This is a genomic window from Labrys sp. F242 (assembly GCF_057813875.1).
In genome coordinates this window covers 453434-476305 of sequence record NZ_JBVASG010000003.1, presented here as the reverse complement: position 1 = coordinate 476305, position 22872 = coordinate 453434, and the positions used below count along the sequence as shown (strand labels likewise).

Genomic DNA, 22872 nt, shown 5'->3' with positions numbered 1-22872 from the left:
ATCGCCTTCTCCCCTTGCGGGTGTCGTCAACTCAAGAGAGTTGACGACACCCGCAAGGGGAGAAGGGAACGTAGGCTCAGGCGGCCTTGCCCTGGCTCAGCCGGATCGCGAGGCGAACCATGCGGCTGGCAGCCTCGCGCAGTTGCGAGGCATCGGAACTGAGGGCGACGCGGACATGGCCCGCCGCCTGCTGGCCGAAGGAGGCGCCGGGCATGACGGCGACCTTCTCCTCCTCGAGAAGGCGCCAGGCAAAAGCCTCGCCGTCGATGCCCGTGCCGGAGACGTCGACCATGGCGAACATGCCGCCTTCCGGCTTGGGGCAGCGCAGGCCCGGTGCATTGGCGAGCATCTCGGGCAGGATCTCGGCCCGCACCCGGAAGCTCTCAGCGCTCTCGGCGCATTCGGTGAAGGTTTCGCTGAGCGCATAGGCCGCCATGTCCTGGATGAAGGGCTGGCCGCCGAACAGCATCATCTCCGACAGCGGCAGCAGGCGCTCGATGAATTCCACCGGCCCGACGCACCAGCCGGCGCGCATGCCCGGTACCATATGCGACTTGGAGAGCGACGACACCACCACGGTGCGCTCAGCTCCCTCCGGCAGGTCGAAGGGCGAAGCGAAGGGCGCGCCATAGGACAGCATCTCATAGACTTCATCCGAGACGATCCATAGATCGTGGCGGCGGCAGACGTCGACGATGGCGGCGATCTCGTCACGCGACAGCGTGGCGCCGGTCGGGTTGTGCGGAGAGTTGAGCAGCAGGACGCGCGAGCGCGGCGTGATGCGGGCCTCCAGGTCCTCGGCGCGCAGATGGAAGCCATTGGCCGGGTCGAGCGGCACCAGCACGATGTCGGCGCCGCTGGCACGGATCACGCCTTCATAGGTGGCATAAAGCGGATCGCCCACCAAGACCTCGTTGCCGGCTTCCGCCAAGGCGGCGATGGCGGCATAGAGGGCGGTCTGGGTGCCGGGCATATAGGCAGCGTTATCGGTGGTGACGGTGCGGCCGGTGCGCTTGGAATATTTGGCGGCGATCGCCTGCAGAACGGCCGGCTCTCCACGCCCGCCCGAATAGCGGATGCGACGGGCCTGGAGGCTGGCAATGGCGGTGTCGACCAGCGCCTGGGGCGCCGGCGTGTCGGGTTCACCGATGGTGAGCTCGATGATCGGCTCGCCGGCAGCGACCCGGCGGCGCGCCTCAAAATGCACGGCCCATTTCGCCGCACCCAAATCGGCCAAACGATCGGTCACGGAAGCAAAGCGCACAGTACACTCCTAAGAACAGGCCTCCCGGGATGTCGGTGTTTCGGGGAGGAGACGCATCGAGGCCAACCTGACGGACGGTTGACGACACCGAATGAGATGAGCAAGCGGATACCATGGCGCGCGATCCGGCGTAACCCCCGCGACGTCTTGCCCCAAGGGCCTGACACCAAAGGCCTGACACCAAGGCCTGGCCCCAACGCTCACGGCACGGCCAGCCTCAGCCGCCTTGCCGATGGCGCGATCTCGACGCGGCGGCCCCAGTCGAAGGCGAGATGATCGCTTTCGATGCCGTCGGCAAAAATGGTGCCGCCATCCATTTCGGAAGTCACGACGACAGGTGCATCCTCGACCAGGCCTCTGACGAGTTCGGTGCCGGTTGCCGGGCCGGGCCAGGCCTCGCGCACCAGGAAGCCGAGACGAGGCTGCACCGGCGAGAGGTCCAGGCTGGCATGGGTGGCGTTGAGGATCGAGGCTGCCCAGCCGGTCGCTCCGGTCCCCGTGGCGACGATGAGGCCGGAGGAGGATTGGCGCTCGCTTTGCCCGCCTGATGACAGCGTGTAGCGTGCCGACTGATGGCTGGCATGGCCTACGAAAATCTCGTTGAGGGCCAGCAGGCGTTCACCCTGATCGAGGCGCGCCTCCGCCATCACCCGCTCCTCCACCCGGATGCTGCCCTTCACCGCCTCCCGCAAGGCCTGCGCGATATCGCCGACGCCGAACCGGACCAAGGCGCCGGCATTCAGGCCCGGGAAGGGGTCGATGCCGATGACGACCTGCCCATCGAGATATTTGGCGACATTGGCGACAAGACCGTCCTGCCCGACCGCCAGCACGACATCCTCGGGGCCGAAGACGAAGCGCTCGACATCGGCCCTCAGAATGGTGGCCTGGCGCCAGTCGGCCGGAATGGCGGCCCTGATGCGATGCAGCGCCTCGGTGAAACGCCGATGCATGTCCTCCACCGCTTCCAGGCTCAGGCCCTTGCGCTCCAGCACGAAGCGCGCCGCGGCAGCGCTGGTGTAGCTTGCCCGGATGCGATCGAGATCGGTCTCGCGCCTGACAAGGATGACGCGGGGGGCGAGAAGGGACATGGCGGATTCCGAGGTTGAAGGGATCGGAGGAATGTCTCCTTCACCCCTTGCGGGAGAAGGAAAACGTGGAGGCTACCCACCCTGCTTCTCGCCCTTGGCGAGGGCCGCGCCGAGCACGGTGCCGAGCTGGGCCAGTACGTCGGGGCCGAGATTGAGCGTGCCGACCTTGGCATTGACGAAGGCTTCCTTCAGGGCCTCCGCCACCGGGATCAGCACCGGCAGAGTGTTGGCGATCTCGGCTCGGACGCGTTCGCCGACGAGCTTCGCCTCGTCGAGCCGGCGGATCGCTTCGGCTTCGGCCGCGGAAGCGACACCGCGTGTCACCGCCTGGCTGCGCGCCGTCAGCTCACGCGCCGTCGCCTCGCCCTCGGCTGCCACTATGTTCTTGTCGACAGCCGTGCGTGCCTGCGCGAGTTCGTTTTCGCGCTCGCGCTCGAACAGCCTGCCGCGCTCTTCCTCCAGCCGGATCTTCGCCTTGGTCTCGTTCTCGGCGATCGCAGCCTCCTTCTCGACCGCAGCGGCGCGGCGGGCAAAGGTCGCCTCGTCGGCGGCCTGCTGCAGCTTCTCCGCCGTCGGCTGGCGCAGGGCCCTCACCAGTTCCGGTGCGGGAGTGAGATCGGACAAATGAATGCCGGTGAGGGCAATGCCGATCACCGACAGCGCTACGGTTGCGGCAAGATCCCGCTCCACCTCGGCCAGCAAAGCGCCGACGCCTTCGGCCAGCACGGCACCGATGCTGCGGGCCGAGAGGAAACGCTCGACCGTCGTCTTTACCAGACCGTCGATCAGATTCTCGACCTGGGTCAGAGGATCGGCGCGATAGGAGCCGGTGCGCAGATCGATGGAAAAATCGATGCGCTCGGCCAGTAGTGCCGGCTCTTGAGCACGCCAGCTCGCAAGCCCCTGCACGCTCACCGCCTGGAAATCAGCAGTGCGCCCGGCGACAGCAACGACATGATTGCGGTCGTCGGCCGGCACCTCGACCAGCGAAGTGCTGCCCTGGGGCGAGAACCACACGGCCTGCCCCCTGCCCGACCGGGCGAGGCGGCCTTGCCGGTAGACGCCGAGGAAGGACGAAGCCTCGACGCGGGCGTGGCTGAAGAATGGATAGCGGCGAATGGTGGCCATGGCTGGCTCCTGGGCTGGTCGAGATCGATTGGGTTCGTTGTAATTCATTAAATTACAAAGTGCAAATTGTATTTTGTATATTTATTCCACGCCGATATTGGATGTGTGTCGGACCACACATGCAGATGGGTGGAGCGCGCAAACTCCGCCCGGGAAAGACGGAGGCCAGGCTTCTCCTACCGCCTATCCTTGGTCCGATAGCCGTGCTTGTTGCACCAGCGATAGGAACTGTGCGTGGGCGTGACGACCCCGGCACAATAATTCTCGTCGACAGAGTTCCCTGTCTGATCGAACGAACTGCTTGAAGAGGAAGGCGGTGCCGGCTCCGGCCGCGGAGGCTCCGGCAATCGGGCCGCCGCTTCGTAGTTGCCGGGTATCCTCGGCACATGGCCGATAAAAGGCTTGATGACGACTTCAGATTGCGGCGCCGTGCAGCCCGCGACGAAGACGGCAAACAAGGCAGCCGACAGAAACGAGCGCATATCTTCCTCCGCTCCGGATCGGATGTCGTTTCACCACGGATCGCACCGCCGGTCAGTTCCCGAGCGAACACGCGGTGACAGGAATGCACCTCCGCCAGCCAAAAAATCACAAATTGCATTTTGCGCCTTGCTCTTGCCTCCGCGTCCGGCTTTGCTATGGCGACTTGGTGGAATTGGCAGCGCAGGCGAGGAGCGTTCACAGACCCCGCCATTGCTCCATGCTCTAGCGAATGGATGTCGAAATGCCCTCCGCTCCCCCTTCCGGGCCTGAACAGCGCCCGATCGCTACGGTCGATATCGTGCTCGTCACCTTGAACGAGGATGGCCTGCGGCTCTGCCTGCAACGGCGCGAATACGATCCCCATGCCGGCGAACTCGCCCTGATCGGCGGCTATGTCAGGCCGGAGGAGGATGCCGACATCGAGGCATCGGCGCGGCGCATCCTGGCCAACAAGGCGAGGCTCGACGGCCTCTATCTCGAACAAGTGCGTAGCTTTGGCGGTCCGCACCGCGACCCGCGCGGTTGGTCGATCGCCATCGTCTATCTCGCTTTGGTGCCGGAAGAGCGCCTGGCCGCCGCCGAGGCGGCCGGCGCGCCCCGTTTCGAGCGCATCGATCCCGACCACTGCCCGTCCTTGCCCTTCGACCATGGCAGGCTGATCGCCGCCGCCCTGGCACGGCTGCGCTCGAAGGCGAGCTATTCCACCCTGCCGGCCTTCCTGCTCGGCGAGCGGTTCACTTTGCCCGAACTCAAGGCCGTCTATGAGAAGGCCATCGGCACCCCGCTCAATGACAGCGCCTTCCGCCGCAAGCTGATGGAAATGCAGATTCTCGAGGAGATCGACGCCAAGGCGAGCGCCACCGCCGAACGCAAGCGCCCGGCACAGTTTTACCGGCTGGCTAAACGCGCACTGACGGAATTCGACAGGACGGTGTGATCCAGCCTTTCTCCGTCCTGCATCCCTAACCAAGAACCCTGCCAGCCTTCCTGGAGAGTGTTCCAGTCGAGGCAGCGTCATCATCGTCTGCGAAAATAGGCCGACAGATTGAGGAGATCTTCATGCTGCGCCCGATCAATCCGCCCGGCTCCACCATTCCTGGCATCTCGCAGGCCATGCTGGTCGAAAGCGGCCGCCTGTTGCTGCTCTCGGGCCACGTCCCCTTTGACGAAGCGGGCAAGGTCGTGGGCGACGACCTCGCCTCCCAGCTCGACAAGGTCTTCGCCAATCTTCTCGCCACGCTGCAGGCGGCCGGCGCCGATTTCAGCGCCCTGGCGCGGGTGACCATCTATGTGCGGGACTACGATCCCAGCCAGTTGCCGACCATCCGGGCCGTGCGCGATCGCTGGATCGGCAAGGAGCGACCGCCGGCCAGTTCCCTCGTCGGCGTCGCCTCGCTGTTCCTGCCCGATGTCCTGGTGGAGATCGACGCCATCGCCGTGCTGCCGGACGAGAAGCCATGAACGTCTCGGCGGTGCCGGGCAGCGACGGAAAGTGCGTCATTTTCAATGGATCTTGGTTCCATCGGAGCAGGCGATACCACAACGCGCCCCCAATGTACGCCCGCCCGTCCTGATCTCACCCACCGCCCGAAGCAATGGACACGGGCCGACACCGGGCAGGTCACGCGTCTTCCCCTATAAAGTGGATACTCAAAACGCCGGGCTTCACTAAGGTCAGGCAATCCGAGACAGTACCGATCGCGAAAAACAGTGCCAATCGCGAGAAGGAGGATCGCCATGCCCCTTCGTGCGCGCGTAGGTCGCCACGCCTCGACCGGCGCCCAGTGTCAGAACTGGGCCGAAGACCAACAGATCGTCATCGCGCTCCTCAACCTCATTCCCAGGATTGACGGCGGAACCGAGGCCGGCATTGCGGGCCGTGTCGTCGGCGGCATTGCCAGCGATGCGCTCTGCAGCGCCATCCTGACGTTCCAGAAGAAATATTTTCCCGCGCAACAAACCGGCTTCATTGAACCCGTGGGCGCGGCGATCGCCAAATTGGAGGAGCTCGCGACACGTCCCTCACCGACACCGACTGCCGCTCCCACCGGGCCGTGGGGCGTGTTCCAGAGCAGATCGGTGCCGAAGGCGCTGCGCGCAGCCCTGCAGGACGATCGCCTTCTCAATCATGTCGAGATCGTCGAGATCCTGCGCGCCACCATGCAGGATGGTCGCGTGACGCAGAATGAACTCGCCGACCTGAAGATGATCAGCGAGAAATCCAACACCATCATGCCGCGTTCGAAGACAATGCTGGAGACCTTCGTCGACCAGGCCGGCAAGATGATCGCCAAATGGCCCTTCGACGTCTCCTCGGTCCAGCGCAGCTATGCCGTTGGCCGCGCCTGCGACTTCATGCGCAAGCTCGGTCGCGGCCAATGGCCCAACCTCGACCGGGACGAAGTCGGCATCGGCATCATCATCCGCGTCGCCTATCCGGGCACGCTCGACCAGAACCAGACGAATTTGTGCGGACCGGCCGCGCTGGTCTTTAACGTCCTGCGCGACCGCCCGGGAACCTATGCCGCCTACGCCTGCGACATGTACGACAAGGGCGAGGGCAAGCTCTACAACCTGCCGATCAAGCCGAAATCCGATCTGCGCCACGCCACGCCCTCGTCCTCCGACATTGCTCCGGTCGACTGGCTGACGCTGGCGAGCATCCGCAACTCCAACGACTGGGTCATTCATTACGATTCGACCGCTGGCGCGTTCTCGGGCATGACGACACCCATGGAACTGGCCTATTGGTTCGACCAGGCCGGCTACACGGACGTGCGGGAGGATGCGAACTTCTTCCGCCACCAGCGCGACACGGACAACATGAAGGAAGCCAACCGGCTGCTCGCGGCGGGCTACCATGTCGTCCTGCTCATCGGCTCCAACATGGTCGACGGCCATCAGACCCAGAGTTCGGACATCCGCGACGATCATTGGGTCGTGCTGCAATCCGAGATGAAGCTGGAGAACGGCGAGGTCAAGTTCCACATCTACACTTGGGGCGACGGCTATCGCGAGGTACCCCTGGGTGGAACGCTCAAGCTGGATGACTTCCTGATGAACTACTATGGCTATGTGGCGGCGAAGCCGTATTAGCCGACGCGACATCTTGGGCTCGCGGGCATCCTTGCCTGCCCTTGGAAATGACAGTTGGCTAATCCCGTGAGAAAATCCGGATATTGGCGCTTCCGGCCGAAACTCCGCTTCCCCGGGCCGCCGCATTTCCCCCGGGCATAGCTCGGCCCCGAGCCATGCCGAAATGCAGACGTAAACCGATTTACTTTTTGCCTGCCGCCAGCGATATTGCGACGCAATAGATAGTTCCCAAATCGCTGATTCAAGCCATTGCCAGCCTGCGGCTCCGCGCTGCCGGCTTTCTCACTTCGTTTGTTTCGCGCCGTTCGCCCTGAAAGACTTCCCGTGACCCATCCGGCCACCGCCTCCCTCGCCGATCTGCCCGCAGACAGCTCTTCCCATCGCCATCGCGCCGCCTGGATCGAATTCGCCCTTGCCGTCGGCGCTTTCGGCGTCGGCGCCGGGGAATTCGCCTCGATGGGCATCCTGCCCAACGTCGCCAACGGTCTCCTGGTCACCGAGCCGCAGGCCGGCCACATGATCAGCGCCTATGCGCTCGGTGTGGTCGTCGGCGCGCCGGTGATCGCCGTGCTTTCGGCCCGGATGGCACGACGCACCCTGCTGCTGTGGCTGATGGTGGTATTCACCGCCGCCAATGCCGCCAGCGCCCTGGCGAACGGCTATTACCAGTTGATCGGTTTCCGCTTCCTGGCGGGCCTGCCGCACGGCGCCTATTTCGGCGTCTCCTTCCTGGTCGCCGCCGGCATGGCCGAACCCAATCGCCGCGCCCAAGCGGTCGGGCGGGTGATGATGGGAATCACGCTCGCGACGCTGGTGGGCTCCCCCCTCGCCACCTGGCTCGGCCAGGCCCTGGGCTGGCGCCTCGCTTTTGCAACCGTCGGTGCCATCGGCGCTCTTACCGCCGTGCTGATCCTGGCCTTCATGCCGCTCGACAAGGTCCAGCCGGGCGCCAGCCCGCTGCGCGAACTCGGCGCCCTCAAGCGCAAGCAGGTCTGGCTGACCCTGGCGATCCCGGCTATCGGCCTCGGTGGCATGTTCGCCGTCTACACCTATGTCGCCTCCACCCTCACCCAGCTCAGCGGTTTCTCGCCTGCTTTCGTGCCGGTGGCGCTGGTGCTGTTCGGCATCGGCATGAATGTCGGCAACATCGCCGGCTCCTGGCTGGCCGATCGCGCCCTGATGCCCACTATCGGCGGCATGCTGGTCTGGGTCACCGTGGTGATGGCGCTCTACAGTCTCACCGCGACCAACCCGTGGATGATCTCGCTCTGCATCTTCCTGATCGGCTGCAACTTCGCCATCTGCCCGGCGATCCAGACCCGCCTGATGGACGTGGCGGGCGATGCCCAGACGCTCGCGGCCGCGCTCAACCATTCGGCCTTCAACATCGCCAATGCCCTCGGTGCCTGGCTCGGCGGCGTCGCCGTCGCGGCCGGCTTCGGCTGGGCGTCGACCGGCTGGGTGGGAGCCCTCCTGGCCGTAGCCGGCCTCATGGTCTTCCTGGTGTCCTGGATCCTGGAACGAGCCGACAGGCGCGAGCCCGAAGCCGCCGCCGTCGCGGGCTAAGAGCCAAGGGGAACCCGCTTAGAGCGTTTTCCAGAAAAGTCGACAGACTTTTCGATTAGGAAAACGCGTCTAAACAAAGGGTTAGAGACAATGACGATTCAGAGAAAAGTCATTTTGCTCTAGGCGGCCACCCCGATCGCCGGCCCTGCGGCGAAGCGGCGCCTATAGTCGCGCGGCGACAGACCCATCAGCTTGGCGAACACCTTGCGGAAGGCAGCCGGATCCTCATAGCCGACCGACCAGGCGATCTGATCGACATTGCGATTGGTGGTTTCGAGCAGCGAGCGGGCCCTGCTGACGCGGATATGCTGGAAATATTCGGTCGGCTTCAGGCCCGTCGCCTTGTGGAAGCGACGCAGGAACGTGCGCTCCTCCAGGCCAGCCCTTTCAGCCATCGCGGACAGGGAAACCGGCCGCATGTCTTCCTCGGCTCCCTCCTGGTCCTGCAGCCAGCGCTGTACCTTGAGCACGGCTTCATCGCCATGGCGCAGATTGGGCACGAAGCTCGAGTAATAGCGCTGTTCTCGTCCGGGCGGATCGACCAACAGAAAGCGTGCGGTTTCCAGCATCACCTCCGGCCCCAGCACCCGATCCACCAGCGTCAGCCCGAGATCCGTCCAGGCCATGATGCCACCGGCTGTAATGATATCGCCATCGTCGACGATCATCTTGTCCGTATCGATCAGGATATCGGGAAAGCGCTGGGACAGGGCCTGGGCAAAGCTCCAATGCGTGGTGACCAGCCGCCCGGCCAACAGACCGGTCTCTGCGAGCAGGAAGGCGCCGGCGCAGACCGAGCACAGCATGGCGCCCTCGTCATGGCGCTGGCGCAGCCAGGCGGCGAAGGGAGCGGAGACGGCATGGGACGGCAAATCGCCGAGCCCCGGCAGGGCAACGATCGCCACCGGCTTGTGGGGCGCCTGACCATGGCTGTCCGCCACGCATTCGATGCCGCCCCCCTCGGCGATCTTCCATTGGGAGACACGAATGCCGATACTCGCATCGCCAGCCCTGCGGCGTGCGATGTCGTTGGCGGCGTCGAAAAGATCGACCATGCCGTAGACAGCGGCCGTGCGCACACCAGGATACAGCAGCAGGCCAATCTCAGGTAGAGTGCTACCCATCGCCATTTGTCAGTTTTGCCCCGAACAATGTCAGTTTCGCCAATCCGTATCACGCCCATGGCGCGTTATTCAATGTTTCACAAGGCCGGCACGTACCGAGGCGCCCCGCATTTCAACCCAGCAGGAGACGGACGATGAGCACGATCACCACCGAAGACGGGACCCAGATCTACTATCGAGATTTCGGCAGCGGGCAGCCCGTGGTGTTTTCGCATGGCTGGCCTCTGAGCGCCGATGCCTGGGACGCCCAGATGGTGTTCCTCGGACAGCACGGCTACCGGGTGATCGCGCATGATCGCCGCAGCCATGGCCGCTCGACCCAGACCTGGGACGGCAACCACATGGACCAATATGCCGACGATCTCGCCGAACTTATAGAGGAACTGAACCTCAAGGATGCCGTTCTCGTCGGCCACTCCACCGGCGGCGGCGAAGTTACCCGCTATCTCGGCCGCCACGGCACCAAGCGCGTCGCCAAGGCCGTGCTGGTCGGCGCCGTGCCGCCCCTGATGCTGAAGACCGACGCCAATCCCGGCGGCCTGCCGATCGAAGTCTTCGACGGCATCCGCAAGGGCACCTTCGACAACCGCTCGCAGTTCTACAAGGACCTGACCCTGCCCTTCTACGGCTACAACCGTCCGGGTGCGCAGGTTTCCGAGGGTGCGCGCGAATCCTTCTGGCTGCAGGGCATGCTGGGCGGCCTCAAGGGCCAGCTCGACTGCATCAAGCAGTTCTCGGAGACCGATTTCACCGAGGATCTGAAGAAGATCGACGTGCCGACCCTGATCATTCATGGCGACGACGACCAGATCGTGCCGATCGGCGCTGCCGCACATCTATCGGTCAAGCTCATCCCCAACGCCACCCTCAAGGTCTATCCGGGCGGCTCGCACGGCCTGACCCTGACGCAGCAGGACCAGTTCAACGCCGACCTGCTCGCCTTCATCAAGGGGTGATGCAAGCCGGAAAAGACGCAGACAACCTTCTCCCCCCGCGGGAGAAGGTTTTGTTGCGGTTCTTTCTGCCTGCCTTCAGCCTCGCGCCTTCTCGGCCAGGTGCACCAGGGTCAACCGCAGGGCCGTGGCGTCCAGGACGGGCTTGTCGAAGACAAGGCGCAGCGTGTCGTCGGCAAAGGCGAGATCCAGGCCTTCGGGATCGATGCCGGTGATGCGCCACGGCCCCTCGCGGCCACCGAGCAGCTTGGTGGCGTACAGCCTGACCGCGTCGGCATGGTCCGCGTTCATATGCTCGATCGCCCCTGCCTCCGCCGTGCGCAGGGCCTCGGCGCCGGCGACATCGCTGAGGAGTTCCTCGGCCGACAACAGCGCAGCACGCGCAAAACCGCCATTGAGATGGCCACCGCCTACCGTCACGCGAAAGAAGCTGAAATCGGGAAAATCGGCATAGAGCGCTGATTTGGGGTGCCGGGCGAGGAAGCGGGCCTTGCAGCGAGCCTTGGCGCCCTCCTCCTCGACGATCTCGGCCAGTCCTTTCACGGTCAAGCGGGCATGGGCGAGCGGATCGCCCTTGCCGCCTTCGCTCAGCAACAGGGAAATACGTGCATCCTTCTCGATATTTGTGCGGTGAGCCGCCAGTTTCGACAGGAGCAGCAGCGGCGCGCCGTCGAAGTCGGTGGCGACGTTGACGAGGCTGGCGAAGGGGGAGCCGTCGGCCGAATCGAGCGTCGCCAGCGCGCCGGCGCGGACACGCCGCAACAGAGTCTTGGCCTCCGTGACGGGCTCGAAATCGGCAGGCTGGTTCGCCGGGACCGGCTGGCCGGGCAGACGCGTGGTATCGCTCGAAGACATCGCTCTAGAAGACTCGGTTGGATTGAGAAGATACGAAAATGCCGTTTTGCTGCCGACTGGCAACAAGAAGTACCGTTTTGAACCGATAATTGTCACACTTCCGCCGGTTTAGGCGTAGAATGGCAAGGCAAGTATGGTGATTTGCCGCGCAAAGCATCATAATAGCCTTTGGCGGTTACACCGCGTCATGAAAGGATTGCAATGCCGACGATTGCGCTGGTCGATGACGACCGCAACATTCTGACCTCAGTTTCCATCGCGCTGGAGGCGGAAGGCTATCGCATCCAGACCTACAATGACGGCATGTCGGCCCTGGACGGCTTGAAGGCCAATCCGCCGGACCTCGCCATCTTCGACATCAAGATGCCCCGCATGGACGGCATGGAGCTGCTGCGTCGCCTGCGCCAGAAGTCCGAGCTGCCGGTGATCTTCCTCACTTCCAAGGACGAGGAGATCGACGAATTGTTCGGCCTGAAGATGGGCGCCGACGATTTCATCCGCAAACCCTTCTCGCAGCGCCTGCTGGTGGAGCGCGTGAAGGCGGTCCTGCGCCGTTTCCAGCCCAAGGATGCCGCCGCCGCCAAGGCCTCGGACGCCAAGATCCTGGAACGCGGCCTGCTGCGCATGGATCCCGAGCGCCATACCTGCACCTGGAAGGGCGAGGCCGTGGTGCTCACCGTCACCGAGTTCCTCATCCTGCACGCCCTGGCCCAGCGCCCGGGCGTGGTCAAGAGCCGCAACGCCCTGATGGATGCGGCCTATGACGATCAGGTCTATGTCGACGATCGCACCATCGACAGCCACATCAAGCGCCTGCGCAAGAAGTTCAAGCAGGCCGACGACGATTTCGAGATGATCGAAACGCTCTATGGCGTCGGCTATCGTTTCAAGGAAGCGTGAGGCTTTCCTCCCGGCCAGTTCCGAGGGCCTTCTCCGCGCAACGGAGAAGGCCACTCTGTCAAACGATGCCTTCTTCATGCCGTGAAACAGGCTTTCGCGCTCCTCTCGATAGAATTTCGTACCAGATCCGATGAGCCCCGAGCGCGCGCACCAATCCGAGCACCTGAAATCGAGATCAATCATCCGGCGGCGTTTGCGGCTGGCCCTGCGCGCCATCACCGTGCAGACCTTCTCGAGCCTGACGCGGCGCATCGTTGTGCTGAACCTGGCCGGCCTGGTCGCCCTGGTCGTCGGCATCTTCTATCTCAACCAGTTCCGCGAAGGCCTGATCGACGCGCGTGTGCAGGCCCTGCTCACCCAGGGTGAGATCATGGCGAGCGCCGTGGCCGCATCGGCCTCCGTCGAGACCGGCTCGATCCGCATCGATCCGGAAAAGCTGCTGGAACAGCAGGCGGCGGGCGAGGACGACAGCGACGACGCAAGCTCGCTCGATTTTCCGATCAATCCCGAGAAGGTCGCGCCCTTGATGCGGCGCCTGATCTCGCCGACGAAATTGCGCGCCCGGGTCTATGATCGCGACGGCAATCTGGTCATCGATTCCCGGGCCCTGTTCATCTATTCCGACATCGTCCGCACCGACCTGCCGCAGCCCAAGCAGGAACCGAACCTGGCGGAGCGCGTCTGGAACACGGTCAAGCGCTATCTCTTCCGTTCCGATGCACCGCTCTACAAGGAACTGGGCAACCAGAACGGCAAGGGCTATCCGGAGGTGATAACGGCGCTCGACGGCGCTCCCTCCACCCAGGTGAGCATCAACGAGCAGAATGAATCCATCGTGTCGGTGGCGGTGCCGATCCAGCGCTTCAAATCGGTGCTGGGCGTGCTGCTGCTCTCCACGCGTCCCGGCGAGATCGACGAGATCGTCACGGCCGAGCGCCTCGCCATCCTGCGTGTCTTCGCCGTCGCTGCCGTGGTGATGGTGATCCTGTCGATCCTGCTGGCGAGTACCATCGCCGGCCCGATCCGCCAATTGGCGCGGGCGGCCGAGCGCGTGCGCTACGGCGTGAAATCGCGCCAGGAAATCCCCGATTTCACCGAGCGCTCCGACGAAATCGGCCACCTCTCCGGCGCCCTGCGCGACATGACCAACGCGCTGTTCAAGCGCATCGAGGCGATCGAGAGCTTCGCCGCCGATGTCGCCCACGAACTCAAGAACCCGCTGACCTCGCTGCGTTCGGCCGTCGAAACCCTGCCGCTCGCCCGCAACGACACCTCGCGCACCCGGCTGCTCGAGGTGATCCAGCACGACGTCCGCCGGCTCGACCGCCTGATCTCGGACATCTCCGACGCCTCTCGCCTCGATGCCGAGCTGCTGCGTTCCGGCGCCGAACCCGTCGACCTCGTCAGGTTGCTCACCGCCCTTACCGGCGTGTTCAACAGCGTCGAGCGCGAGGACGGGGTCACGGTGCGCCTGTCGATGCCGACAGGCCTGCCGCCGACGGCCCTCTTCATCAGCGGCCACGATTCCAGGCTCGGCCAGGTCATCAACAATCTCGTCGACAATGCCCGCTCCTTCTCGCCTGAGAACGGCGAAGTACGGGTCGAATTGCGGCGAAACAAGAACGACGTCGAAATCACGGTGGAGGATGACGGACCGGGCGTGCCGGACCACGCCATCGAGCGGATCTTCGAGCGCTTCTACACCGACCGCCCCGAGGAGCAGGGCTTCGGCCAGAATTCGGGCCTCGGCCTGTCCATCTCCAAGCAGATCATCGAGGCCCACGGCGGCAAGCTCTGGGTCGAGAACCGCAAGGATGGCGACAAGGTGCTCGGCGCCCGTTTCGTGGCGCGCCTGCCGGCCGCGCAGGCTTAGGCCCTTAGCCATGCCAACCTCGCCGACCGTGCATGCCACCTGCTTCGTCATCGACGGGCAGGGTATCTTGCTGCGCGGGGCCTCCGGCGCCGGCAAGAGCCGGCTGGCGCTGCATTTCATCGAGACGGCGCCGGCTCGCGGCCGCCAGGCCCGCCTGGTGGGTGACGACCGCGTCTATCTCGAACCCGTCGACGGCAAGCTGATCGCCTCCGTGCCATCAACCATCGCCGGCCTGATCGAACGGCGCACCACCGGCCTGCGGGATTCGGGCATCGAGAGGATCGACTGGCAACCCTCGGCGCCGGTCAGCCTGATTGTGGATATTCTCGACGATGACGCAGAGATCGTCATCCCCAGCAAAAAAATTCGGCACATCCGCCTGAAGGGCGTGAACTTGCCCTATTTGCCGGTTCCGCGCGATTTTCACGGGGCTGTCGCCCTGATCGAGGCAATCCTGCCGCAATTGCCGCCGGTTTGACCTGATTTTTGGGCACGAACCGCCCCTGGCTCCGTTAACGAAACATTGACGCCTATGGCCGTGATGTGACGAGACTGCGACAATGTGAGCCGGACAGAGGCTTGTTTTTGTGCAGCGCGGGAATAATATCAGCGCTCGGAGCTACGGGTTGCAGGGTGTCCGAAGGGCATCCTGGCCGTGCGTTGCGGAGGCGTCGTCTCATTTTGCTCAACACCGGGTGGCGCGAAAGCGAAACGGACCTGGATAGTTGTCGCGATAGCGACGGCGACCGGAAAGATTCAATGCGGATCATCCTATGATCGGCATGGTGCTTGTCACGCATGGTCATCTCGCAACCGAGTTCCTGTCGGCCCTCGAGCACGTCGTGGGGCCGCAGCGAAATGTCGAGGCCATCGATATCGGCCCCGAAGACGATGTCGAGCAACGACGCCGCGACATCATCGATGCCATCGGCCGGGTCGAAGACGGCTCCGGCGTGGCGGTTCTCACGGATATGTTCGGAGGAACACCTTCAAATCTGGCGATTTCCGTGATGAGCGGCCCCTCCATCGAGGTCGTGGCCGGCATCAACCTTCCCATGCTCGTCAAACTGGCGCGGCTCCGCAGCGAGGTTCCCCTCGCCGAGGCAGTCACGCGCGCCCAAGAGGCAGGCAGGAAATATATCAATATTGCCAGTCGTGTGTTGTCAGGCCAATGATTCGACGTTCGCTTAACTATGCTGGCCGCGGCCAGAAACTTGCCGAGGCGGCTCTTGCGGTACCGCTCGCATTCAGCAATCCTTGGGCAAAATGTTGGGGCAGCAGTGCCCCAAGCGGGTGCACCCCGGTGCAGATGCAGGCGGAGACCCCCTCGATGCACAAGCAGCAGATGCAAGGCGGCCAGCAGATGCAGGCCGACAGCACCGACGGCCAAGCCTGCGCGGAACCGGAGGCAGTTCCCGCTCCCTCGATGGAAGGCGGTATCGTCCGCATCCTCCCGATCATCAACCTCAAGGGCCTGCATGCCCGCGCTTCGGCGAAATTCGTGCAGACAGCCGAAGCCTTCGATGCCACCGTCAAGGTAACGCGCTGCGGCGAAACGGTCGGCGGCCAGTCGATCATGGGCCTGATGATGCTGGCTGCGGCGCGCGGCACCAGCATCGTGGTCGAGACATCGGGCAATGATGCCCAGGCTTGCATGGACGCCCTGGAAACTCTGTTGGCTGACAAGTTCGGCGAGGAAGCCTGACGGTAGAAGGCGCCCCTCTGGCAGCGTCAAGGTATCAGCGGCGACACAAGGGCGGTAGCCGCCCATTTCTCCAATTCTCCTCATCATACCCGCCAGCATTGCCGTGGCGGGATTTTCATGCGTGGGTTGCACCCTTCGCAGCGGCCAATTTTGCTGCAGCGCACACCGGCAATATAACTTCACCAAAAGTCACAACTTTGCCGCAATCCAGCCAAGGGGCCGCCCCAGCCCGGCGCGACCTTCCTCCTCGTTACCTCGGCACCCGGTCCGGCGTAAGCCGGAAACCTCAGCCCCCCAGCCCCCCGACTTTGTCGGACCGGGTCCGCCGAGGTGGCGTTTGACGACATGTCTTGAGATTAAAGGCCGGCTCCTCTGGAGCCGGCCTTTCTTTTTGTGCGCCAATCTTCCGGGTGCACGGACGTCACAGCCACATGCCCGCATGTGGCGCGTCCGTTCTTGGAAACGCTGCATTTGCAGGAGAGGAAGAACGGACGAGACGTCCGTGCACCCGAAGATTCAAACCCGCTCTTGAATCCCCCGGCCAGATTGTCCATCTGTGCAGCGGCGTTTCCGTTGCCGGACACGCCAAGAGCAAAGCGCGTTCAAGCGTGAACGCTTATTTGCTCTAACTTCTCGTTCCGACGCGTCTTTGCGATTCTTGGTGATTCCACCAAATCGCAAAACGCTTTAGCCAAGACGATCATCAAACAAGAGTGAGTTTTCATGAGCGCTGAAGCCGAAAGCGCCGGCCCGGACATTGCCGCGCCGCAGAGCCATACCTTCGAGGCCGACGTCGCCAAGCTGCTGCATCTGATGGTGCACTCGGTCTATTCCGACAAGGATGTCTTCCTGCGCGAATTGATCTCCAATGCGGCCGATGCCTGCGAGAAGCTGCGCTACGAAGGCCTGTCCGACCCCGCTTTGCTCGGGGAAGACCAGAAGGGCACGATCCGCATCATCCTCGATGCGGATTCACGGCGCATCACGGTTGAAGACAACGGCATCGGCATGAGCGCGGAGGAGATGATCGAGGCTCTCGGCACCATCGCGCGCTCCGGCACCAAGGCCTTCGTCGAGCGCCTGGAAACGGCGCAACAGGCCGAGGGAACCCAGCTGATCGGCCAGTTCGGCGTCGGCTTCTATTCGACCTTCATGGTGGCAGACAAGGTGGAGGTGTTCTCCCGCCGCGCCGGCAGCGATGTCGCCAATGTCTGGAGCTCGGATGGCAAGGGCTCCTATTCTGTGGCAGCGGCCAGCCTCGACGAGGCCCCCGCCCGCGGCACCAGGGTGGTGCTCCACCTGATGGAGGACGCCAAATCCTATGCCGAGAGCTACACCATCGAGCGGCTGATCAAGACCCATTCCGGCCATGTCCCGGTGCCGATCCTGCTCGCCGACAAGCCGGACGCCGAGCCACAGCAGATCGGGGACGGCGCGGCCCTGTGGACCCGTCCAAAGTCCGATATTTCCGAAGCGGACTACACCGATTTCTACCGCAGCGTCGCCGGCCAGTTCGACGATCCCGCGCTCACCATCCATTTCCGCGCCGAGGGCCGGCAGGAATACACGATGCTGGCCTTCGTGCCCGGCTCGCGCCCGTTCGACCTGTTCGACCCGCAGCGCAAAGGGCGCATGAAGCTCTATGTGCGGCGTGTGCTGATCACCGACGAAGCCGACCTGCTTCCCGGCTATCTGCGCTTCGTACGCGGCCTGATCGATTCCGCCGACCTGCCGCTCAACGTCTCCCGCGAAATGATCCAGGAAAGCCCGCTGCTCACGGCGATCCGCAAGGCGGCGACCGGCCGCGTGCTCTCCGACCTCGAGAAGCTCGCCACCTCGGACGCGGCAGCCTATGCGAAGGTCTGGGAGAATTTCGGCTCTGTCCTGAAGGAGGGCCTCTACGAGGACTTCGAGCGCCGGGACGCCCTGCTCGGCCTCGCCCGCTTCAAGAGCACGACCTCCGGCGGCGAATGGCGCTCGCTCAAGGATTATATCGCCAGCCTCAAGGACAACCAGACGGCGATCTATTATCTCGCCGGCGACGACGCCAAACGCCTGGAGAACTCGCCTCATATCGAAGGTTTCCGGGCACGTGGCATCGAGGTACTGCTGCTCTCCGATCCGGTCGACAGCTTCTGGGTGACCTCGGCACTCGGCTTCGAAGGCAAGCCCTTCAAGTCGGTGACGCAGGGCACCGCCGATCTCGACCTGATCCCGCTCGCCGAAAAGCCGGAGGAGCAGACGCCGGAAGTGAGCGCGGCTATTGCCTCCTACATCGCCTATCTCAAGACCACGCTGGGCGAGGATGTTTCTGACGTGCGCGCTTCCGAGCGGCTGACTTCCAGCGCGGTCTGCCTGGTGGCGCCTGATAGCGGCATGGACAAGCGCATGGAGCAGATCCTCGCCAGCGCCGGCAAGCTCGACGGTGCCCTGCAGAAACCGATCCTTGAGATCAATCCGCGCCATGCGCTGGTGACGCGCCTCGCCACCGCCCGTGAGGCCGGCGGCGACGCCGCCCTCATCGAGAGCGCCACGCGGCTTCTCCTCGACGAGGCCCGCATTCTCGACGGTACGGTGCCTACCGATCCGGCCGGCTTTGCCGAGCGTCTGTCGCAGGTGCTGGCGAAAAGCCTGGGGTAAAGAGTTTGGGGTGATTTGGGGAGCGGGTCTTCGGACCCGCCTCTCTCTTTCAAACGAACAGCATTCCGGCTGGTCTGACGACCCGCCCGCCTCACCGTCCAACCCGCTGCCCGATCAGGCGCTCGAACAGCAGCGCCACGATGATGATGGTGCCGATGGCCGAGCCCTGCCAGAAGGGCGAGACACCCATCAGATTGAGGCCGTTGCGAATCATCACCATGATCAGGACGCCGATCAGCGTGCCGATGATCGAGCCACGCCCACCGAACAGGCTAGCGCCGCCGATCACCACGGCAGCGATGGCGTCGAGTTCCCAGGCGTTGCCCATCAGCGGATCGGCCGAGAGGATCTGGCCGATCGAGAAGGTGATCGCCACCGCCGAGAGCGCGCCCGAAATCACATAGGGCAGGATGGAGTAGAACATCACGCTGAGGCCCGCCGCCCGCGCCGCCTCCTTGTTGGAGCCGACGGCATAGATGGTGCGCCCGCCCTTGGTGCAGGTCAGATAAGCCCAGGCGAGGAGATAGAGCAGCGCCAGGAATAGCACATTGGCCGGAAGGCCGAAAAAGTCGGTATAGACGATCGCCTGCATAGAATCGGGGATCGAGGCGATTGCCGTCTGGCCGGAGAGGATATAGGCGAGGCTGCGGCCGATCGCCATCATGCCCAGGGTCACCACGAAGGCGGCGAGCCCGAAATAGGCGATCAGAACGCCCGAGATGAGGCCGATGCCGGCTCCGCTGAGAATGGCGAGCGCCACGGCCAGAGCCGGCGGATATTGCTGCACGGCAAGGCCCAGGATGATGCCGGTCAACCCGGCGACCGATCCCACCGAAAGGTCGATGCCGCCGGTGAGGATGACGAAGGTCATGCCGACGGCGACGATGCCGATCACCACCGACTGATCGAGAATGTTGAAGATGTTCGATCGCGTCAGGAAATAGGGCGAGAGCAGCGACAGGCAGATCGCCAGCACGATGGCGAGGCCGAGCATGCGCACTTCGAGCCGCCCCGTCAGCCAGCCGAGGCGCCGTCGCGTGGGATCGGGGGAGGTGGTGGTCGACATGCGGCGGTCCTTGGCAAACGAGAGGTCAGAGCGTCGCAGCGAGCTTGGCGACACGGCTGCGGACGATTTCGGGCGATGGCAGGGCAGCACCCTGCGGCAGAGTGAGGCCGACCCAGCCGAGATCGTGCCCGCGCGGGCTGATGATCGGCAGGAGCAGGGTCGAGCGCGAGCCGTCGGCTTCGGGCGTGAAGACGGGTTCGCGCCCGGCAAGCGCCGCGGCGATGCAGGTCGCGGACAGTGATTTCACCTCGCCCGCCGCAAAGCCCGGATCCGCCGCCTTGTCCGCCATGACGAGGTTGAGGCAGATCAGGCGGTCCTGGTCGATCAGGGCCCAGAAGCCGGCGCCGCCGCATTCGCCCGTGAGGCCGCGCAGGACCTCGGTGTTGCCAGCCATCGAGGTGCGCGGCGCCGCCAGCAAAGTGAGCTTTTCCTCGTCGAGCAGATCGGCAGGCAGGTCGGCGACGCTATAGCCGTCGCTGATGACGACGATACGGTGCGAGAGCCCCAGCAATTCCTCGAAATCGGAAGACACCACCACCACGGCGACGCCCTTGGCGGCAATGTCGCGCAGGATGGCATAGATGGAAGCGCGCGTGCCGATATCCACGCCCTTGGTGGGTTCGTCGAGAATCAACACGCGCGGCTCGAGCAGCAGCCAGCGTGCGATGATGATCTTCTGCTGCATGCCGCCCGAGAAGTTGAGCATGTTGGCGTCGAGCAGCCGGTCTGGCGGCAGGCCAAGGCTCTTGAGGAGCGCATCGACGGCTTTCTCGCGGCTGCGATAGCCGAGGCCGAAGCCCTTGTGCGCGCCGAGATGGGCGAGCAGCAAATTCTCCTTCACCGACAGATCGGGCACGATGTTCTGGGACCGCCGGTCCTCGGCCACGAAGCCGATGCCGGCCCTCACCGCTTGCGCAGGCTTGCGCGGATCGATCGGCTTGCCGTCGACGAGGATGCTGCCCGCACTACGCGGCCTCAGGCCGAAAATGGCCTCCACGGTCTCCGAGCGCCCGGCGCCGACCAGGCCGCCCAGCCCCAGGATCTCGCCGTGGCGGACCTGGAAGGAGACGTCACGCACCAGAGGCGGCGTCGCCAGTCCCTTGACCTCCAGTGCAACCGGGGCGTCCTTGGCCGTCCCGGCCGCGTCCCGCGCATAGATGGCACCGACATCCTGGCCGACCATGTGACGGATGAGTTCGGCCTGGCTCAGGCTGGCGGTGGCGAGCGATGCCGCCACCGTGCGCCCCTCGCGCATGATGGTGACGCGATCGGTGATGGCGAAGACTTCCTCGAGTCGATGCGAGACGAAGACGAGCCCGCGCCCATCCGCCCTGAGCCGCGTCATGATGTCGAACAGGCGCTCGACCTCGCTTGGGCTGAGCGAGGAGGTCGGCTCGTCGAAAATGATCAGCTTGGCGTTGACGCCGAGCGCCTTGGCGATCTCGACGAGCTGGCGCTGGGCCGCCGACAGGCGCCTAACCTCCACATCGAGGGGTAGCGCATCGCCCTGGCCGAGCACCGAAAGCAGTTCGGCCCCGCGCCGATGCAGCGCCGAATAGGACAAGCGACCCGGCCGGCCGAGCTCGGGCAGGAAGATGTTCTCGGCGACGGTAAGATCCGGCACCAGGCTCGTCTCCTGCATCACGATGGCGATGCCGATATCGAGCGCGTCGCGGGTGGAACGCAGGCGCACCGAGCGGCCGCGATAGACGAGGTCCCCCTCGTCCGGCCTGACATGGCCTGAGATCACCTTGGACAGCGTCGACTTGCCGGCACCATTGGCGCCGAGCAGGCCGTGGACTTCACCCGCGCGCAGCTCGAAGCCAGCCCCCGCCAAAGCGCGGGTGCGGTCGAAGGTCTTGGCGATGCCGGTGGCGACCAGTAGAGGCTCCGCCGGCGCGAGAGTGGGCTGCACGTTCATACGATCGATCCGAGGGTATTCCGGTGTGAAAGCGTGACGATTGAGAATAAGTCATGGTCTGATCGGCAACGAGAATGGCGCCGCGCTTGTCATGCCCGGGCTTGACCCGGGCATCCAGAGTTTCGGCGCCAGCCCCCGACGGCCTGGCTTGCCGGGTCAAGCCCGGCAATGACAAACCGCCCCCGAACACCGGCAAGAACGCTCACTTCATCTCGTTGGCGAACACCGTCTCCTTCACGATGGGCAGCTCCTTGTCGATGTTCTCGCTGGTCACCACCAGGATCGGCACCGAGACCTCCTTCTCCACAGAGCCGCCGGCAAGCTTGGCCAGCAGGGCCTCGCCCGACTTCTGGCCCATCAGATAGGGCTGCTGCATGCCGGAGGCGACGATCTGCTTGGACTTGAGGAGATCGACGAATTCGGGGATGCCGTCGAAGGCCGCGACCAGCAGGTCCGATCCCCGCCGTGCCGCCTTGATGGCGCGCAGGGCACCGAGGGCCGGCTGGTCGGTCTGGATGAACAGGCCGCGCATGTCCGGATTGGCGGTCAGCATGTCCTGCGTGAACTTGAAGGTCTCGTCCGTCGTATAGGATTGCATCTGCTGCAGCCCCGCCTCCTTGCCGGTCCAGCCGCCGGCCGTAAGGCCGTCCCGGAAGCCCTTGGTGCGGGCCTGGCCGTTCTTGCGGGCCTGGGAAATGGTGATGAGGCCAACCGAGCCGCCTTCCCAGCCCTTGGCCTTGAGCGCGGCGGCCAGCGCCTCGCCCACACCCTTGGCGCCGTCATAGTTATTGGAGATGATGAAGGAGGCGTAGTCGCCGCTATTGGTGCCGATATCGCCGATCACCACCGGGATGCCCGCCTTGGCGGCGAGCGCCAGCACGCTCGGCGCGGTGGAGGAATCGGTCGGCGAGATCACGATACCCGCCACGCCCTTGGCAATCGAGTCCTGGGCATTCTGCAGCTGCGTCTGCGGGCTGTTGTGGGAATCGAGTGCCTGGAAACCGTAGCCCTTGGCCTTGGCGGCAGATTCGACGCCCTTGGCGAGATAGCGCCAGAACGGCAAATCGAGACCCGGCGTCAGATAGACGATGTCCTTGCCGGCGGCGCGCGCCGGCTGGAAGCCGAAGCTGCCGGTGCCGACAAAGGCGGCGCCGGCGGCAAGCTGCAGGAACGTTCTTCTCTTCATGTTGTCCTCCCTCCCGCCCTC

20 protein-coding genes are annotated in these 22872 nt (G+C 64.3%); 11 read left to right on the top strand and 9 right to left on the bottom strand.

Features of this window, described 5'->3' with window-relative positions:
• Positions 1–76 precede the first annotated feature (76 nt).
• From ACZYTC_RS21860 to ACZYTC_RS21845, 4 genes are all read right to left on the bottom strand, one after another.
• On the bottom strand, positions 77–1264 hold the full coding sequence (locus ACZYTC_RS21860) for a pyridoxal phosphate-dependent aminotransferase (protein ID WP_488990516.1): 1188 nt from the start codon (positions 1262–1264) through the stop codon (positions 77–79).
• 200 nt (positions 1265–1464) lie between these two features.
• On the bottom strand, positions 1465–2355 hold the full coding sequence (locus ACZYTC_RS21855) for an NAD(+)/NADH kinase (RefSeq protein ID WP_488990515.1): 891 nt from the start codon (positions 2353–2355) through the stop codon (positions 1465–1467).
• 72 nt (positions 2356–2427) lie between these two features.
• A complete protein-coding gene (locus ACZYTC_RS21850) occupies positions 2428–3483 on the bottom strand; it encodes an SPFH domain-containing protein (protein ID WP_488990514.1) in 1056 nt (351 codons plus the stop codon).
• A 176-nt stretch (positions 3484–3659) separates the two neighbouring features.
• Positions 3660–3965: a hypothetical protein gene (locus ACZYTC_RS21845; RefSeq protein ID WP_488990513.1), complete on the bottom strand. Its 306-nt coding sequence runs from the start codon at positions 3963–3965 to the stop codon at positions 3660–3662.
• A 242-nt stretch (positions 3966–4207) separates the two neighbouring features.
• Between ACZYTC_RS21845 and ACZYTC_RS21840 the strand changes: the two genes are divergently transcribed.
• The 4 genes from ACZYTC_RS21840 (at position 4208) to ACZYTC_RS21825 (ending at position 8628) form a co-directional block, all read left to right on the top strand.
• Positions 4208–4903, top strand: a complete 696-nt coding sequence (locus ACZYTC_RS21840; RefSeq protein ID WP_488990512.1) for an NUDIX hydrolase — start codon at positions 4208–4210, stop codon at positions 4901–4903.
• 122 nt (positions 4904–5025) lie between these two features.
• Positions 5026–5427, top strand: coding sequence for a RidA family protein (locus ACZYTC_RS21835; RefSeq protein ID WP_434958423.1), 402 nt, complete (start codon positions 5026–5028; stop codon positions 5425–5427).
• A gap of 276 nt (positions 5428–5703) precedes the next feature.
• The gene (locus ACZYTC_RS21830) at positions 5704–7062 is read left to right on the top strand and encodes a hypothetical protein (protein ID WP_441771088.1); all 1359 of its coding nucleotides are present in this window, start codon (positions 5704–5706) and stop codon (positions 7060–7062) included.
• 324 nt (positions 7063–7386) lie between these two features.
• Positions 7387–8628, top strand: coding sequence for an MFS transporter (locus tag ACZYTC_RS21825; RefSeq protein ID WP_441771087.1), 1242 nt, complete (start codon positions 7387–7389; stop codon positions 8626–8628).
• Positions 8629–8747: 119 nt separating this feature from the next.
• Here the strand turns inward: ACZYTC_RS21825 and ACZYTC_RS21820 are convergent, their stop codons facing one another.
• Complete coding sequence (locus tag ACZYTC_RS21820) at positions 8748–9758, bottom strand: GlxA family transcriptional regulator (RefSeq protein ID WP_481273116.1); 1011 nt, start codon at positions 9756–9758, stop codon at positions 8748–8750.
• 128 nt (positions 9759–9886) lie between these two features.
• Between ACZYTC_RS21820 and ACZYTC_RS21815 the strand changes: the two genes are divergently transcribed.
• Positions 9887–10708, top strand: a complete 822-nt coding sequence (locus tag ACZYTC_RS21815; RefSeq protein ID WP_441771085.1) for an alpha/beta fold hydrolase — start codon at positions 9887–9889, stop codon at positions 10706–10708.
• A 75-nt stretch (positions 10709–10783) separates the two neighbouring features.
• Here ACZYTC_RS21815 and ACZYTC_RS21810 read toward each other — a convergent pair whose 3' ends face one another.
• Complete coding sequence (locus ACZYTC_RS21810; RefSeq protein ID WP_488990511.1) at positions 10784–11560, bottom strand: HugZ family pyridoxamine 5'-phosphate oxidase; 777 nt, start codon at positions 11558–11560, stop codon at positions 10784–10786.
• Positions 11561–11761: 201 nt separating this feature from the next.
• Between ACZYTC_RS21810 and ACZYTC_RS21805 the strand changes: the two genes are divergently transcribed.
• The 6 genes from ACZYTC_RS21805 to htpG all read left to right on the top strand — a co-directional run bounded on the left by ACZYTC_RS21805 (position 11762) and on the right by htpG (position 18678).
• The gene (locus tag ACZYTC_RS21805; RefSeq protein WP_149253366.1) at positions 11762–12460 is read left to right on the top strand and encodes a response regulator transcription factor; all 699 of its coding nucleotides are present in this window, start codon (positions 11762–11764) and stop codon (positions 12458–12460) included.
• A 130-nt stretch (positions 12461–12590) separates the two neighbouring features.
• Positions 12591–14333, top strand: coding sequence for a stimulus-sensing domain-containing protein (locus tag ACZYTC_RS21800; protein WP_434958429.1), 1743 nt, complete (start codon positions 12591–12593; stop codon positions 14331–14333).
• 10 nt (positions 14334–14343) lie between these two features.
• Positions 14344–14811, top strand: a complete 468-nt coding sequence (locus ACZYTC_RS21795) for an HPr kinase/phosphorylase (protein ID WP_441771083.1) — start codon at positions 14344–14346, stop codon at positions 14809–14811.
• A 295-nt stretch (positions 14812–15106) separates the two neighbouring features.
• Entirely contained in the window at positions 15107–15508 is a 402-nt protein-coding gene (locus tag ACZYTC_RS21790; RefSeq protein ID WP_068296680.1) for a PTS sugar transporter subunit IIA, read from the top strand.
• Positions 15509–15696: 188 nt separating this feature from the next.
• Positions 15697–16038 (top strand): HPr family phosphocarrier protein, encoded by a 342-nt coding sequence (locus ACZYTC_RS21785; protein ID WP_488990652.1) that lies wholly within the window; start codon positions 15697–15699, stop codon positions 16036–16038.
• Between the two features lie 723 nt (positions 16039–16761).
• Complete coding sequence (gene htpG / locus ACZYTC_RS21780) at positions 16762–18678, top strand: molecular chaperone HtpG (protein ID WP_488990510.1); 1917 nt, start codon at positions 16762–16764, stop codon at positions 18676–18678.
• A 91-nt stretch (positions 18679–18769) separates the two neighbouring features.
• Here htpG and ACZYTC_RS21775 read toward each other — a convergent pair whose 3' ends face one another.
• The 3 genes from ACZYTC_RS21775 to ACZYTC_RS21765 form a co-directional block, all read right to left on the bottom strand.
• Positions 18770–19744 (bottom strand): ABC transporter permease, encoded by a 975-nt coding sequence (locus ACZYTC_RS21775; protein WP_488990509.1) that lies wholly within the window; start codon positions 19742–19744, stop codon positions 18770–18772.
• 25 nt (positions 19745–19769) lie between these two features.
• Positions 19770–21665: a sugar ABC transporter ATP-binding protein gene (locus ACZYTC_RS21770; protein ID WP_488990508.1), complete on the bottom strand. Its 1896-nt coding sequence runs from the start codon at positions 21663–21665 to the stop codon at positions 19770–19772.
• A gap of 202 nt (positions 21666–21867) precedes the next feature.
• Entirely contained in the window at positions 21868–22851 is a 984-nt protein-coding gene (locus ACZYTC_RS21765) for a substrate-binding domain-containing protein (protein WP_488990507.1), read from the bottom strand.
• Positions 22852–22872 lie beyond the last annotated feature (21 nt).

Bases quoted from the DNA above. Each gene is read 5' to 3' on its own strand.
- ACZYTC_RS21855 (WP_488990515.1), bottom strand. From the start codon at position 2,355: ATGTCCCTTCTCGCCCCCCGCGTCATCCTTGTCAGGCGCGAGACCGAT.
- ACZYTC_RS21850 (WP_488990514.1), bottom strand. From the start codon at position 3,483: ATGGCCACCATTCGCCGCTATCCATTCTTCAGCCACGCCCGCGTCGAG.
- ACZYTC_RS21845 (WP_488990513.1), bottom strand. From the start codon at position 3,965: ATGCGCTCGTTTCTGTCGGCTGCCTTGTTTGCCGTCTTCGTCGCGGGC.
- ACZYTC_RS21840 (WP_488990512.1), top strand. From the start codon at position 4,208: ATGCCCTCCGCTCCCCCTTCCGGGCCTGAACAGCGCCCGATCGCTACG.
- ACZYTC_RS21835 (WP_434958423.1), top strand. From the start codon at position 5,026: ATGCTGCGCCCGATCAATCCGCCCGGCTCCACCATTCCTGGCATCTCG.
- ACZYTC_RS21830 (WP_441771088.1), top strand. From the start codon at position 5,704: ATGCCCCTTCGTGCGCGCGTAGGTCGCCACGCCTCGACCGGCGCCCAG.
- ACZYTC_RS21820 (WP_481273116.1), bottom strand. From the start codon at position 9,758: ATGGCGATGGGTAGCACTCTACCTGAGATTGGCCTGCTGCTGTATCCT.
- ACZYTC_RS21815 (WP_441771085.1), top strand. From the start codon at position 9,887: ATGAGCACGATCACCACCGAAGACGGGACCCAGATCTACTATCGAGAT.
- ACZYTC_RS21810 (WP_488990511.1), bottom strand. From the start codon at position 11,560: ATGTCTTCGAGCGATACCACGCGTCTGCCCGGCCAGCCGGTCCCGGCG.
- ACZYTC_RS21805 (WP_149253366.1), top strand. From the start codon at position 11,762: ATGCCGACGATTGCGCTGGTCGATGACGACCGCAACATTCTGACCTCA.
- ACZYTC_RS21800 (WP_434958429.1), top strand. From the start codon at position 12,591: ATGAGCCCCGAGCGCGCGCACCAATCCGAGCACCTGAAATCGAGATCA.
- ACZYTC_RS21795 (WP_441771083.1), top strand. From the start codon at position 14,344: ATGCCAACCTCGCCGACCGTGCATGCCACCTGCTTCGTCATCGACGGG.
- ACZYTC_RS21790 (WP_068296680.1), top strand. From the start codon at position 15,107: ATGATCGGCATGGTGCTTGTCACGCATGGTCATCTCGCAACCGAGTTC.
- ACZYTC_RS21785 (WP_488990652.1), top strand. From the start codon at position 15,697: ATGCAGGCCGACAGCACCGACGGCCAAGCCTGCGCGGAACCGGAGGCA.
- htpG (WP_488990510.1), top strand. From the start codon at position 16,762: ATGAGCGCTGAAGCCGAAAGCGCCGGCCCGGACATTGCCGCGCCGCAG.
- ACZYTC_RS21775 (WP_488990509.1), bottom strand. From the start codon at position 19,744: ATGTCGACCACCACCTCCCCCGATCCCACGCGACGGCGCCTCGGCTGG.
- ACZYTC_RS21770 (WP_488990508.1), bottom strand. From the start codon at position 21,665: ATGAACGTGCAGCCCACTCTCGCGCCGGCGGAGCCTCTACTGGTCGCC.
- ACZYTC_RS21765 (WP_488990507.1), bottom strand. From the start codon at position 22,851: ATGAAGAGAAGAACGTTCCTGCAGCTTGCCGCCGGCGCCGCCTTTGTC.